Below are 13562 nucleotides of genomic sequence, written 5' to 3'. Positions count from 1 at the left end.
GGGACTTTGTCTGCACCCCGGATGATCTGATCCTCCGGCACAAAGATCTGATTTACGGGGAGCAACTTGCCGCTACAACGACTTCAACAACCGCGCCGGCTCGCTTAGCATTTCGAGAGACGAGTTCTTCAGCGAAACTCCAGGCCCCGTGCCGGCATGGAAGAGTCATAGCGACCTCGACCGCCGAAATAGCAAAGGATCACCAAGTATCTCATTGACACCTACGTGGCATGAGTGTCGTCCAATAGCCAACTTGGCTAAAAGTCCTCTAGCATCGCAGATTCTGGCACGCTCGGGTCCAGGATTGGAGACCTAGTCCAGCGGCTGCTCACAAACGTTTGATTTCAATGCCATACTTCCTCAGCGCGTAACCTATTTGGCGCGGCGTTAGTCCGAGTAGACGCGCTGCCTTCGCCTGCACCCAGCCAGACTTTTCCATTGCAGCAATGAGGCGCTCGCGATCCGTCAGTTTCGCACCACTCAAGACCGCATGATCGGCCGACGTAGCCTCGACAGGCGGAGCCAGAACGGCAATCGACGAAGCTGCGTCAGGGGTTGACATGGGTGGTTTCGCCGATTGCTCACCACTTAGCGCCGCCCGCGGCTTCGGTTCACCTAATCCGCTTTTCCACAGCAGGGCAGAAAGGCATTGACCATGGCAGCAGGCAAAATCGCTCCTAAAAATGAATGGCCCTGGGGCAAGTGTCGCAGTCCGCTGCACGCAATTTTCGAGTTCTCGCACATTGCCCGGAAAACCGCAATTCATCAGCACTTCCATGGCGCTCGGATCAAACGTTAACGTACGGCTGTTCTCGCCGTTAAAACTTTTGAGAAACTCAGTCGCAAGCAGCGGAATGTCGCTGCGCCTCTCGCGCAAGGGCGGCAGCAGCAAAGGAACCACGCTAATGCGATAATAGAGATCTGCGCGAAACTCGTTCTTTGCCACCGCCCCTTCCAGATCCTTGTTGGTTGCAGCAATCACGCGGACATCAACTTTCATGGTGTGGCCGCTACCGACCCGCTCGAACTCTTGCTCCTGAAGAACCCGCAACAGCTTCGCCTGAAACGAGCCCGAGATCTCGCCGATCTCGTCCAGAAACAGAGTGCCCTTGTCGGCGAGCTCAAAGCGTCCTTTGCGTGAATTGAGAGCGCCGGTAAAGGCTCCCTTTTCATGACCAAACAATTCGGATTCCAGCACTGTCTCGGGCAGCGCCGCGCAGTTCATTTTGATGAACGGCCGCTTGGCGCGGGGGGATAGCTCATGAATTGCTTTGGCCACCAGCTCCTTGCCCGTGCCCGATTCACCCCGCAATAAGACCGTAGCGTTCGACTTGGCTACCACAGCGATCTTGTCGAGCAGTCCCCGCAGCGCTGGACTGGTACCGATTATACCATCGATGTGAACTCTCTTCCGTTCTCGCGCTTGCTGCTTAAATTCAAGAAGTTCCTTCTGCCATCTATAGCTCTCGGCCATAAGGCGCTTGCGGTCGCGCGCTACCAGGCGATGAAGCTTCACCGCCTGCCCAACTAGGTTGGCGATCATGGTGAGTAGCCGGACATCGGAATCCAGCGGGAACATCGCGTCGATGTCTGGCAAACGTTCGATGGATAGCGTGCCCACCACTTTTCCATCGACGCCGATGGGAACCCCGATGAACGACAGCCGCATGTGATCGGATGCGCCGAGCACTTCCATGTCAGCTGCGCTAAACGCCGGATTAGTAGCAACGTCCTCAGCCACGAACGGCATGCCCGTGGAGACAATCTGCTCAATCGCTTTTTGGGGCAGGCGCATGCGGTAACGCTCATCGCTTCCTTCGCTCCAGCCCGCTCCGACCGCAATCTCCGCGACGTCATCGTCTGCCAGGAGAGAGACGACACCGTGCCGCATCTGCAGAGAGGACTGCAGCAGATCGATGACGCTTGCCAGCGCGACTTCGAGCCGCGAGGGACTGGCGAGCATGTTCGATATTTCGAGCACTCCTCGGAGCGCGATTTCGTTCAACGGCAGGTCCACGGGATAACTCACCCCGCCTTCCGAGCCGGGCCATTCGCATTCGGAAGCAATTTGCACCGTGACAACGTCGACGCCGCCCTTCGTCTCCTTGCTTGCACTTAGTTCGAACTTCGAAACATTGTCTTGCATCTCACTCTCGATTTCGCGCTAACTCCGATAGCGGTGGGAGATAACACCTTTTCATGGCACGACGGTAACCAAGAGGCTTTCATTCGATTCGCACTCTTTCCCAAAGTCGAGCAGACACTTCATTGAAAACCCATCAGCGCAGTGCAACACGGGGCTAGCGGCATCTCGTCGTATGCACATGTCGTCACATATGTTCTACGCTACGAATTGAGACACTGACGTGATTTCTTTCATTCAAGAAAACGATTTGCTTATCGCTTTCTCGCCATTGCGCTTCAGGCTATTTGAGCTGGACATGCCAACCTACGAGCGATTGCGTGCGAGCAACTACTTCGCGCTGCAAAGACGCGGTCAGAACACCGAGCGTTGCCGCGATGCCGACAAGAATGGCGCCAGAGGACTGATGTCGGACGGCCTACTTCCACATTTCGACTGGCGTTATCGACAATGTAAGCGGCGCGCCATCCGGGCCTTCGGCTGAGACGGACGCGCTGCACAACGCCAGCAACCGTATACGCCGGGACCTTTCGAGTTCGGTCATGCGGAGCGGCAGCGTTCACCGCTCTATAGATCGTAGTGGGCCGCCACATTCTACCGATACATCCGGCCGAAGCCGCGACGCCTAGGCGACAGAAGCGTGTTTCGGCCTCCATTTGCACGCGAGTCACAGCGACGTGAAAGGGATATTGACGTCCGCGCAAGACAGGAGCGCAGCATTGGCAAACATGTCCAGAACTCAAACGCATCTTATGTTGCCCTTGCCGCATCCATTTACGCGTAGATCGTGCAGGATTTGGGCCAGTGCACTGCGAAGCCGACAAGATTGCGCAAGCCGCGCTCCCAAACAGCTTAGCGGGTTGACGACATAGCGGGTCTGCTTCCTGTTCGCTGAATTAGGGAAATACGGTCCCTTGTGTCGGAAACACTTCAATGCGTCCTGAAGCAGGCATTTTGTCGTTTGTCAGCCAAATTGAACGAAGATCAGAGCCACTGGCACGCGTTTTAAGTTTGATCGCCGATCGATGCGCAGGCAAATAAAGTCTTAGCTGTGTCAGCGCGTCCTGAGAACCTGGCTTCTGCCGGCACATTTCGATCTATCGTCCCTCGACCCAATTGACGCCACTCGGCCGCAGTAGCGAGCCCATGGACAACGAGCGTCTGGTGCATGCTACCACCGCCTCATGGCAGGATGCTCGCAACTTCTGCTGATCGGACGTGGCTAGCCTTATACGTCAGGTTCGTCGAACTGGTGGTCCAACAAGTTCAAGCTACAAGGACCCGAGCTGGGTGTGGTCCGACGTTGACGGTTGTTTTGGCGCATTGGTTGTTTACTGGAGCAACACCGCCGGTCCCATACTAGCCTGTACGCGAAAGACGCGTGTGTCTGCCCCTACCCAAAAGGTACATCCAGCAAACATTCTGCCGGAATCACTGCGTCGCCCTCAGCTCTCCCCAACGCACTAGAGCGTTTCAAATTTTGACTGAAGCATCGGCGTTGGCGAAGTAGTTGGCGCATTCGCGAGGCTGGATGTCCTGAACGAGGTGACCTACGTGGCGCCAAGTGTCCTGGATGGTGCGCTTCTGAGCTTGCCGCATCCAGTGTTTGATCTTGGAGAAGGCCTGTTCGATCGGGTTGAGGTCGGGCGAGTATGGCGGCAGGTACCAGAGCCTGGCGCCAGCAGCCTGGATCATCTGTCTGACAGCTCTCGACTTGTGGCTTCCGAGATCGTCGAGAATGACGATGTCGCCTCGCGCACGGTTGGCAGGAGAGAAGATGCTTCACGTAAGCGCGAAAGCATTCGCCGTTGATCGGGCCGTCGAAGACGCAAGGTGCCGTGAGTTGGTCATGGCGGAGTGCGCCGAGGAATGTGAGGGTACGCCAGTGACCGTGCGGGGCGAAGCCGCGCAGGCGCGCCCCTTTGGGGCCCCAGCCCCGCAAAGGGGCCATGCTGGTCTTGATCCAGGTCTCATCGATGAAGACGAGCCAGCCCGGATCAAATCCGGCCTGCCAGGATCGCCAACGCCGGCGCTTACGAGAGGCGTCGGCGCGAACCTGTTCGAGCGCGAACAGTGGTTTTTTCAAACCGCAGCCCTTCCCGGCGCAGGAGCTTGCGGTGACCGCCGATTTTGCCAGGCACAACCGAGCCGGTCGCCCGCCGCCGCTGCGACCACTTCACAACCGACGAGACCGCAACACCAAACCGTCCCGCCACAGACCGGCAGCTCTCGCCCGCCAAAACCGACGTCACCACACGCTCGCGAAGATCCAGGGAAAGAGGTCGGGTCATGCGATGCTGGCCTCCAATCCAGTCAGCATCTTGAATCACAATCCGCCAAAACCGGAATCCCCTCCAATCCAATTAAGCAATGAAATGCTCTAACGGCACGATTGTCGAGGCTCATCTCGAACCCAGGAAGATTGTTCCCCTCACTCGGCTCGGTGGTCCTTGAAAGATCCCTTGCCAACGCACCCGGCGGCGTAACGACACAGCAAATGCAAAAGGCGGCATGAGCCGCACGCGTGTGGCTCTGCAGGTTACGAGTTCTTGCGAACGGCCTCCCCATCGAAGACGATCAAACGGCTCGGATCGTTCAAATCGAACTCAATAACGCGTGGCGCGACAAGGCGCGCATAGCGCGTGAAGGCGCTGGTCGGCGGAAAACGGATTACGGTATCGCATCGAGCGAGGAGGTACATCTCGATCAGGGCAGAAAACCCACCCTCCGCGCCCAGTTCTGCACTGTGTAATGGTCCTGCCTGATCCGCTTGAAAGCGCTTTGAGATCGAAAAGAGGTCGGGAAACCAGGCGGACACCTGACGCAGCACTTTCGGGCTGTCCGTACACAAAAATACTGTAACTGGCTTTGCGTGGGGCAACGCCTTGGCCTTTTCAATGGCAGCGCATACCTGCCCCAAGGCCAGCTGCGGATCTACCCAGTAAGGTGCGTGCCCCATGACATCTTCACCGTTGCCGTGTCGAACATGAACACCTATTACGCTGCGGCCGCCAAAGTGCTCCTGATAAATTGCATCAATCCGCGATTGAATTTCCGACCGCAGCTTGACCGCCTGAAATATCTGTCGCTCCGCGTCCTGATCACAACCCCACATCAAACAAGCATCACATACTACAGTATTCGCGTGAGTATCATTTTGATCTTCGAAGAGCCTCCGGAGCTCGTCACGCTCGCGAAAAATCTGCTCATTTGGTCGATAAACGCAGTCGATGGATGGCCTATTCCACCAAGCTGGAAAGAATGGCCCCGGAAATGAGAGCTGATTGATCTGTTCATCGCAAATCACGCGTACGCCCGCGATGCTTTGAATTGGCTCGAAGAAGACCCCAAAGGCGTTGGTGAAGGGTTCATCGAGATAACAAGAGCCGCGCCAATCGATGACCAGTGTACGCCCTGTCCGCTTGGCGTACTGCCAGGCAGCCGCGAGGGACCACAAGCAATCACCAAAACCAGTACGTCGTCGAGAAACAACGAACCTTTCCTTCATAGGCAGATCAACAAGCATGTTACTTTCCTGGACATCTCGGCAGTATTCGGGATCGGGTAACTAGACGCACGGCCTCGCCCGACGGCCTCATCCGTCATCACCGTTCGCGGTGCCAGCAAAGGGCCTCCTAGAACAGCCTCAACCAAGTGGCGATCCTCTCGATTGTGATTAAGCACGCGCGATCACCGACGTGCGTTCTCTTTATGGCCCCCCAACGCGCACATTTCGAACAATGAGTGGCCGTATGCATTCATCGAGCTTTATGCTGGCTCTTCATCTGATCACGACCATCCTCCGCGCAAGTCGCGCGTGAAGGAGGGTGCAGACGAATACGGCGCTGTTCCCACAAGCTGCAGAGCTCTTCGACGAGAGCTTCGCGATCGGCTTGATCCAATGCCATCGAGTTGAATAGGTCGCGGAGGACGGCCTCGCCTTTGACCTGCATCAGCAGATCGAACACCTCATCTGAAATGCGCACACTGTCACCGCCGGAGAATGTCGTGCGGATCTCGCAGACTGTCTCCTGCCGGTCTCGTGCTGTATGAGCGCGGACGCGGTGCAAAGATGCATAAAGGGGCAATGAAACCGCGAGCGAGCACCAATCGTCAAGCGTTGCAGTCCGCTTTTTCACCAGAAACGGCCCGACTACGAGAGCATCGAGCTTGGTCGTCAAAAATGTCGCAATAGCGTCTGCAACGGAAGCTACGATCGGTTCGGCATTATTGTTAAACGAGGTATTCAACAGAACTGGAATGCCGGTTCGTTTCTTGAACTCATCGATAAGACCCCAGTAGGTTGGATTTGATCTGCGGGACACAGTCTGCAGCCGCGCGGTGCCATCGACATGTGTAATGGCGCCCAGCAAGCCGCGCTTGGCCTCGCGCACGCGAACTACGAAATTCATGAATGGGATTTCTCTTGTCCTGGCTGGGAGCTCGAAATATTCGGATGCATCTTCCTCCAATACAGAGGGCGCGAACGGTCGATAGCCTTCGCGCTTCTTGACTATCGCGTTTATGCGATCCTTGTTCGCTGCAGGTCGGGGGTCCGCTAGGATACTGCGGTTGCCAAGCGCACGTGGTCCGAACTCCGATCGACCCTGCACCCATCCGATCACGGCGCCGTTTGCCATCCAATCGGCCGCTCTGCCTGCCACGTCATCGCTGCGTTCAATGACGAGGTGCCCAGCCCATGCATTCAGTTCCCCCTCCACGGCCCGGTCGGGCCCGAGACCGGGGCCCCAATAGACCTCCTGAAGCCGCTCGCGTGGCGCGGGCTGACCGACCTCTTGGGATGCCATCAGTGCAGCGCCTAGGGCGCAGCCAGCGTCATGCGCTGCAGGCTGCACGAAGATCTCCTCGAAGAGCTCTGAATACAGCAGCTTACCGTTCATGGTGCAGTTGTGGGCCACTCCACCAGACAAGCAAAGCCGCTTCAGGCCGGTGTCTTCGCGATAATGCCGCAATATGTGAAATACGATTCGTTCAAGTGCTTCCTGCAAGGACGCACTGACATCTCGATGCTGCTGAGTAAATGGCATTCCTCTTCGCCGGACCTGAATAGCGCGGACCAATGCAGGACCGATGCGATCGAGGTACAGCCTGTATCGCCCGTTCTCGGAGAGTTCGTAGAACTGCTCAAACAGCTTGCGATAAGGAGCGGGATCACCATAAGGGGCAAGGCCCATGACCTTGTACTCATCGAACAAGCCGTAGCCCAGATATCGGATCGTCTCTAGGTAGAACAAACCCAAAGAGTTACTCTCCGGGAAGCTCTCGAGTTGATTAACTTCGGTTCCAGACCCGATCGCAACGAGGCCAGAGAGAAACTCACCCCCGCCATCGATCGCAAGGATCAGACCCCGCTCAAATCCGGACATCGCGAATGCACTTACCGCATGCGCTTGGTGATGACTGACGAACGAGACGCGAGACGGATCCACTTCGGTGCTGAACTCCTGCGCCAGCATGCCCCGCAGCAAAAGCCGGGCATCCATTGGAATAGAGTCTGAGGGCTGCAAAACAAACAACCGCTCGAGCATGGCATTGCAGTAAGCTTCGGTCGCATAGAAAGCGATGCGATCCACGTCGCTCAGTCGAACACCTGCAGCATCGAGGCAATATTGGATCGACTGGCTTGGGAACTTGTTAGAATGCTTAATCCTATTGAGGCGTTCTTCTTCGACGGCCGCAATCACACGTCCATCCCGTACGAGCACAGCAGCGCCGTCGTGAAGAAATGTGCTTGGAAGCTCGGGTCGACATTCATAAACCTTGTCTAGTCCACCGCTCACTCCGAGACACAGCATGTTACTCTCCATTCACTGTAGGCATTCTATTGGGGCATGGCGCGCGGTCGCTCGCCGCTTCATGCATCGGGCCGGCATTACCGATCCAAGAAACCGTGCGAGATTACCGTTCTCACCAACGACTCTACGTTCATCATATTTGCCGCCACAGTCTCTCAGCGCATGAGACGCCGAAGAAGCAGTGCAACCGAGGACAAGAACGGCACGACCGCATAGATGCAGAGTGCAACAATATGCATGCCAACGCCGTCCGCTGGCCGACCAAGCATCGCCGGGCGAATGAGCTCAATCGAATGCTGCAACGGCAACAGGCTCGCCACGAGTTGAAACGCGGCGGGCAACTGAGTCGTCGGAACCACAGCGCCGCAGAGGAAGATCATGGGTGTAACGACCAGCGTCTGATAGAATACGAAGTAGTCGTAGCTTGGCGCCATCGATATGACGACCATTGCCAAGCTGGCGAAGACGACCCCAGTAAGAACGATTGCCGGTAGCGCGTAGAGCATGGATGGCCATGCGGCATAGCCAAGTCCGGCAGCAACGATAGTAATGCCTGTGCCGGCCAGCAGGGCCTTGCTGGCTGCCCATGCCACTTCACCGAGCAGGATATCGCCAAGCGTAAGCTGTGTGCACAGCATTGCCTCCCAAGTCCGTTGGGTGTGCATGCGGGCGAATGTCGCGTAAAGCATTTCGAAGCTCGCGGAGGTCATCGCGCTGGTCGCGACCATGCCGCCCACGAGAAAATCGACATAAGAAGTCCCGTTCACACGACCAACGATTAATCCGAGGCCAAAGCCAAGTCCGAGTAAATTCGTCATTGGATCGGCGAGATTCCCGACAAGCGAAGCAAGAGCAACCTTTCTCCATGCCAAATAATTGCGACGCCATACCGCGACCCAATTGAGCGCGTTGGCAGGCATGGCCGCGCCAAACGTTATCCTCATCATATCTCTATCTCGCGTCCTGTAAGTCGCAAGAACACATCTTCGAGATTCGGCGGACGCTCGAGAAGGCGCAAACCAGCACACCCCCGCAACTGCTTCCGTACCTGCTCCAGATTCGGCGCATAACAAAAGATGGTCTCGCCGCTCAATTCAATGCGTTGTGCGTAAGGCCTGATCAGCTCAACCGTTTCGCGCGGATTGCCGCCATAAATCTCCATAACGTCACAGCCAATCTGCTCGTTGATTAGGCTTTGAGGCTCTCCCTCGGCGATCTTGCGCCCTTCCTCCAGGACGCACAGCCGATCGCACAACCGCTCCGCCTCTTCCATAAAGTGGGTCGTCAGCAGAATAGTCTTGCCGCGCGAAAGTAGCGAGCGCAGCCGCTCCCAGATCAGATGACGCGCGTGCGGATCGAGACCGGTCGTTGGCTCGTCTAAAATGAGCAGATGCGGGTCGTTGATGAGCGCACGAGCCAGCACCAGCCGCCGCTTCATGCCGCCCGATAACTCAGCAACACGCGCGTCCGCCTTGCTTTCGAGGCGAGCAAACTCGAGCAGTGATGGAATGACCGCCTCGACTTCGCGCGCGCTCATGCTGAAGTATCGCCCGAACACCAGCAAGTTCTCGCGTACCGTAAACCCGTTCTCAAGATTGTCGAACTGTGGAACCACGCCCACGCCTGCGCGTGCCAAGCGAGCGTGTGTCGGTACCTGCTTGCCGAGCACCGTGATCTTGCCAGAATCCGGCGGCGTCATGCCGAGTATCATACGCACAATGGTACTCTTACCGGCGCCATTCGGTCCGAGCAGTCCGAAGCATTCTCCCGCCGCAATAGTGAAAGTCAGCCCGTTGACAACACTTTTGCCGCGGTATGATTTGGTTACAGCGGCGAGATCGATCGCTACGCTCGACATGCGCTCATCTCAGCTTGTCCGAACCAGTTCGGATGGTGGCACCTTGCCTTCGAGCGTTCTGGTCCAGAGCAGACCGTCGCACCAGATGTGTTCGACGCGACCCCATTTGCACGCAGCTGCGACATTGGGAAAAAACCCACGTCCATGGTGGTTGGCGCTGGTATTGCAAAGCAGCGGAATGCCGGTGAGTTTTTCATATTCAATGAGCAGTTCAGCAACCTTATGCTGGGATGTTCTGCTAATCGTCTGCAATCGTGCAGATCCGTCAAGGTGCACAATGGCTGGAATTCTGCCTCGCCACTCTGACCGAGTCTGATGATCGAAAAGCATGTAAGGGTCCGGTGATCCGGGATCGAAAATGTCGGTTGCTCGGTCCTCCAGGCATATCGGCGCAACGGGGCGGAAGTGTTCACGAAGTTTGGTGTCGTTGAGATAGTTTTTCATTCCTTGCGATGTCGCTGCGGCAAGAATGCTTCTGCCACCCAAGGCGCGTGGTCCCAGCTCGGCGTGACCAGCAAGGAACACCACGGGCTTATTGCTCGCGAGGAGCGCAGCAAGCTCACTTATGCTGCACGGCGAGGCGTCCCAGTCCGCGGATGCATCGCTGCATGTGAGGGCGGGGCCACTATAGACCGACCACTCCAGTGGCACGAAACCTCTGTCGACTGCCATGGCCGAGCACGCGGCTCCGATTGCTGAGCCACTGTCATTCGGGAATGGTGGGACCCATACAGCGTCGAACAGGCCGGTTGCACGGAGGGCGCTGTTCCATTTGATGTTAAGACCACAACCTCCGGCTATGCATAGATTGCGCGGTCCCGGAAAGTACGAATGCCGAAGCAAAGCAAGTCCCATCTCCCGCACGAGCAGACGCTCAAGGAAGACATGAAATGATGCGAGTATATCTTCGGGTCGCTTGGCGTCTAGTCGAAGTGCGCTCTCCTCGAAGAAGTCATGCGTAGCCGCAAGTGAGGCCTCGGCGTCACTTATGTTCGCGCGGTAACGCCGAGCGGACTCTGTGTCGGCCGCAAAGCACTTCTCATAAACCTCCCTAAACACTGTCACAATGTCTTCATCGGGCGCCCCCAGGCCGATATAGGCCATCAGCTTTCCCGCAACACCAAGGTCCCAGTTGGTCCGGTTCGGCTGCCGGTAGGGCCCAAAGTAGTGGCCCGCCACAGCATAGGCGTGGCCTATGATCGGGAAGAGGCATTCGAGGAACCGGCCGCCGCTGGGTTCTACACGATAGAGCCGCGGAAAGATGCAGCCGTCCCACACTAGGCAGAAAGCGGGTTCTCCCGCTTTCGCAAACGGGCTAGTGCAATACGCGGAGGCAACATGGCCTGCGACGTGTGCATAGCTCCTGTAGGAGAAACTCCTGCCGTCGAGCACAAGACCAACTCCCTCGCGTGAAGAGAGGAGTCCCTCGGGTCGTTCAACATACGGAGCACCTTTGAGAGTGAGAAGTTCCGTCCCACTCGGGACTTGAAATTCCGATTCGATTTCCCCGTCCCAGCCGTCAATGACGAACTGATCAATATCGCGAGGATCCAGGCCGTGCTCTGCCAAAGTGCGAACAACCGTGTCGAGGTTGTCGATGGTTGAGTACCGCCGATTGTTGTCGCGTTTCTCCTGCTCGATGCAAAAGACCAGACGTCCATCCTCTACAAGAGCGATGGATCCGTCATGCGTCAACTTGATGCCACAGATGCGCATAGTGCCTCAATGCTAAGGTCGTTTTCGGAGTGGGAACGAAGACCGGATCGAATTGCGAAAACAGGCGAGCAGGCAATCTTCGTTGGCCGACCCACCTTGACATTGTACCCGCTCGACCTCGAGCAATGTTTCGTTCAACATTGTGATGATCGTCTCCGCACCGGCAGCATGTCCCCAGCCCTGGCAGGTGGCATCACGCGCTGACCCGAAAATCAGATGACCGTCCGGCGCAAGCATTCGCACCAGATTGCCGATGGCCTTACGCATCTCCGCGACGTCGTGCAGGTAGTAGAGCACTTCAGCGACCACGATCAGATCGAACCGCTCCGTTCTCGAGAACTGTTGAATGTCAGACACTATCCATGTGATGTGCGACCATCGCTTCGTTCGTTGGCTCGCCCGACCGATCGCTCGCGGTATGACGTCGACGACCGTAAGTCGTTCGCAGTGTGGAGCTAGCTTTTCCGTGAATGCGCCAGCTGCGCACCCGACCTCGAGTGCGTTTGTGATAAAGCCGTTAGAAAGCGAAAGCCGGAGCATTTGCGTGTGACGCTCGCGCTCGAACGGATTGCCGTCCAGGCGCCACGGATCATCCGCAGCCAATTCTCGCTCTAAGGATTGGTAACTATCATCCAGCTTCATATCCGCTCCTTACTCCGCGCGATCACTCGCCGCTGCAAGCGCAGTCGCGTCACCGCCGGAGGTACGGTACGGACTATCCCACTTCCGAATCGGCACTGCGCGACCTGAAGGTTGGATGGCGTCTGGTTGAGGCTCCTGGCTCTGGTTGAGCGTCTGGTCTTTGGCAGATCCGGATGCCTTGGCTGACTTTCGTGAGAGCCAATCGCTGTTGCTCAGCGTACACAACGCATATGCTTTGACCGGAAGTAGCAGACAGATATTGATGGGCGTATGCAGAGAAAACGCGAGAAATCGCGACTGACGAGCCCGCAAGGCTGCTACACTGCATCGCACCATGGTCATTGATGCGATAATCAAGACTGTCCACCAAGGCACGGTAGCCGTGAGTGCGAGCTGCGCAATGCCAGCGACTACCGAAAGAGTCAGAAGGAGTGGTCCGAGGTTTTGCCCGACAACATCCAATGTCAGGTATCGATCGAGACTTGGCAAAAGGCGCAATCCAAGCAAGGTGTCTCGGAAAGTGCTCCGCGCCCAGCGGAGCTGTTGGCGCAGATAGGGCCCTAACCTGTCCGGAACCACTGTCGCGGCGAAGGCGTCCGGAACGTACTCAGTTCGAAATCCCGCTTTCAGCATAAGAATCGTGAGATGGCGATCCTCACCGAAATCGCTCGGCTTGCCTCGAAAGAATTGCGCTTCGTACTGATCCAGCAGCAAATCGAGAGCCGATCGCCGGTACATGGCACATGGTCCGCAGCAACACATGACCGCGCCGAAACGAGCTTGAGCCGCACGCTCTTCGTTGCACGCCAACCAGTACTCCATGTCAATCAAACGAGTTAACCAGCTGGCGCTCCGGTTGCTTGCTGTCAGCTGCCCCATGGCCGCGCCGATCCCAGCATCTTGCATTCTCAGTGCAAGCTTCCTGACGACATCGGAAGCGAGTATTGTGTCCGAATCGACGTTGAGCACCAACTCTCCGGATGAGCGGCGGATCGCGGCAATCTGCGCCTTCCGTTTTCCAACGTTCTTTTGCAGAAGAATAAAATTGAACCGCGCGTCGCGCGCGAAGTCCTGGTGGACTGGCGCCACATCCTCGCGATTTCCAGAACCGTCATCGACAACATAGACGCGCAGCTGCCCGACGTAGTCTTGGCTTGCAATGGATTCTAGGCACTTCGACAGCGTGCGCGGATCCTCGTTGAAGCATGGTACGATCACATCCACACTCGGAATGGATTCAGGGGTGACTGCATCCGAAGATGCCGACGACACTTGGGTCGGCGAGGCATGGAGCGCCTGGACGGTCTTGTAGACTGCGGAAAGCAAGGCATAAGACGAGACGACGACAGTGCTGGTTGTGGCAAGCAGGTTCATAGGGCGCCGATTG

At 56.8% G+C, this 13562-nt stretch carries 9 protein-coding genes and 1 pseudogene; 1 reads left to right on the top strand and 9 read right to left on the bottom strand.

What is annotated here, in order from left to right; genetic code table 11:
- Positions 1-328: 328 nt before the first annotated feature.
- The gene (gene nifA, locus NLM15_RS07400; protein ID WP_254116344.1) at positions 329-2146 is read right to left on the bottom strand and encodes a nif-specific transcriptional activator NifA; all 1818 of its coding nucleotides are present in this window, start codon (positions 2144-2146) and stop codon (positions 329-331) included.
- 220 nt (positions 2147-2366) lie between these two features.
- On the opposite strand from nifA, the gene NLM15_RS07395 reads away from it, so the two are divergent.
- On the top strand, positions 2367-2627 hold the full coding sequence (locus NLM15_RS07395; RefSeq protein ID WP_254116343.1) for a hypothetical protein: 261 nt from the start codon (positions 2367-2369) through the stop codon (positions 2625-2627).
- A gap of 989 nt (positions 2628-3616) precedes the next feature.
- On the opposite strand, the pseudogene NLM15_RS07390 reads toward NLM15_RS07395, so the two are convergent.
- The 8 genes and pseudogenes from NLM15_RS07390 to nodC form a co-directional block, all read right to left on the bottom strand.
- Positions 3617-4434: pseudogene (locus NLM15_RS07390) on the bottom strand (IS630 family transposase).
- Between the two features lie 248 nt (positions 4435-4682).
- A complete protein-coding gene (locus NLM15_RS07385) occupies positions 4683-5669 on the bottom strand; it encodes a nodulation protein NodZ (RefSeq protein ID WP_305887429.1) in 987 nt (328 codons plus the stop codon).
- A 232-nt stretch (positions 5670-5901) separates the two neighbouring features.
- Entirely contained in the window at positions 5902-7959 is a 2058-nt protein-coding gene (locus tag NLM15_RS07380; protein WP_254116342.1) for a carbamoyltransferase, read from the bottom strand.
- A 155-nt stretch (positions 7960-8114) separates the two neighbouring features.
- Positions 8115-8903, bottom strand: coding sequence for an ABC transporter permease (locus tag NLM15_RS07375; protein ID WP_254124167.1), 789 nt, complete (start codon positions 8901-8903; stop codon positions 8115-8117).
- The gene (gene nodI, locus NLM15_RS07370; RefSeq protein ID WP_254116341.1) at positions 8903-9817 is read right to left on the bottom strand and encodes a nodulation factor ABC transporter ATP-binding protein NodI; all 915 of its coding nucleotides are present in this window, start codon (positions 9815-9817) and stop codon (positions 8903-8905) included. The genes NLM15_RS07375 and nodI overlap by 1 nt, the downstream gene beginning before the upstream one ends.
- 9 nt (positions 9818-9826) lie before the next feature.
- Positions 9827-11533, bottom strand: coding sequence for a nodulation protein NodU (gene nodU, locus NLM15_RS07365; RefSeq protein WP_254116340.1), 1707 nt, complete (start codon positions 11531-11533; stop codon positions 9827-9829).
- A 12-nt stretch (positions 11534-11545) separates the two neighbouring features.
- Positions 11546-12175, bottom strand: coding sequence for a nodulation methyltransferase NodS (nodS, locus tag NLM15_RS07360; RefSeq protein ID WP_254116339.1), 630 nt, complete (start codon positions 12173-12175; stop codon positions 11546-11548).
- A gap of 9 nt (positions 12176-12184) precedes the next feature.
- Positions 12185-13549, bottom strand: coding sequence for a chitooligosaccharide synthase NodC (gene nodC / locus NLM15_RS07355; RefSeq protein WP_254116338.1), 1365 nt, complete (start codon positions 13547-13549; stop codon positions 12185-12187).
- Positions 13550-13562: the final 13 nt, after the last annotated feature.

The organism is Bradyrhizobium sp. CCGB20, from assembly GCF_024199855.1.
Taxonomy (GTDB): Bacteria; Pseudomonadota; Alphaproteobacteria; order Rhizobiales; family Xanthobacteraceae; genus Bradyrhizobium.
This window is presented reverse-complemented; position numbering and strand designations above follow the sequence as displayed.

Excerpts from the sequence above, each read along its gene's own strand:
- nifA (WP_254116344.1), bottom strand. The coding sequence starts at position 2,146 with ATGCAAGACAATGTTTCGAAGTTCGAACTAAGTGCAAGCAAGGAGACG.
- NLM15_RS07385 (WP_305887429.1), bottom strand. The coding sequence starts at position 5,669 with ATGCTTGTTGATCTGCCTATGAAGGAAAGGTTCGTTGTTTCTCGACGA.
- NLM15_RS07380 (WP_254116342.1), bottom strand. The coding sequence starts at position 7,959 with ATGCTGTGTCTCGGAGTGAGCGGTGGACTAGACAAGGTTTATGAATGT.
- NLM15_RS07375 (WP_254124167.1), bottom strand. The coding sequence starts at position 8,903 with ATGAGGATAACGTTTGGCGCGGCCATGCCTGCCAACGCGCTCAATTGG.
- nodI (WP_254116341.1), bottom strand. The coding sequence starts at position 9,817 with ATGTCGAGCGTAGCGATCGATCTCGCCGCTGTAACCAAATCATACCGC.
- nodU (WP_254116340.1), bottom strand. The coding sequence starts at position 11,533 with ATGCGCATCTGTGGCATCAAGTTGACGCATGACGGATCCATCGCTCTT.
- nodS (WP_254116339.1), bottom strand. The coding sequence starts at position 12,175 with ATGAAGCTGGATGATAGTTACCAATCCTTAGAGCGAGAATTGGCTGCG.
- nodC (WP_254116338.1), bottom strand. The coding sequence starts at position 13,549 with ATGAACCTGCTTGCCACAACCAGCACTGTCGTCGTCTCGTCTTATGCC.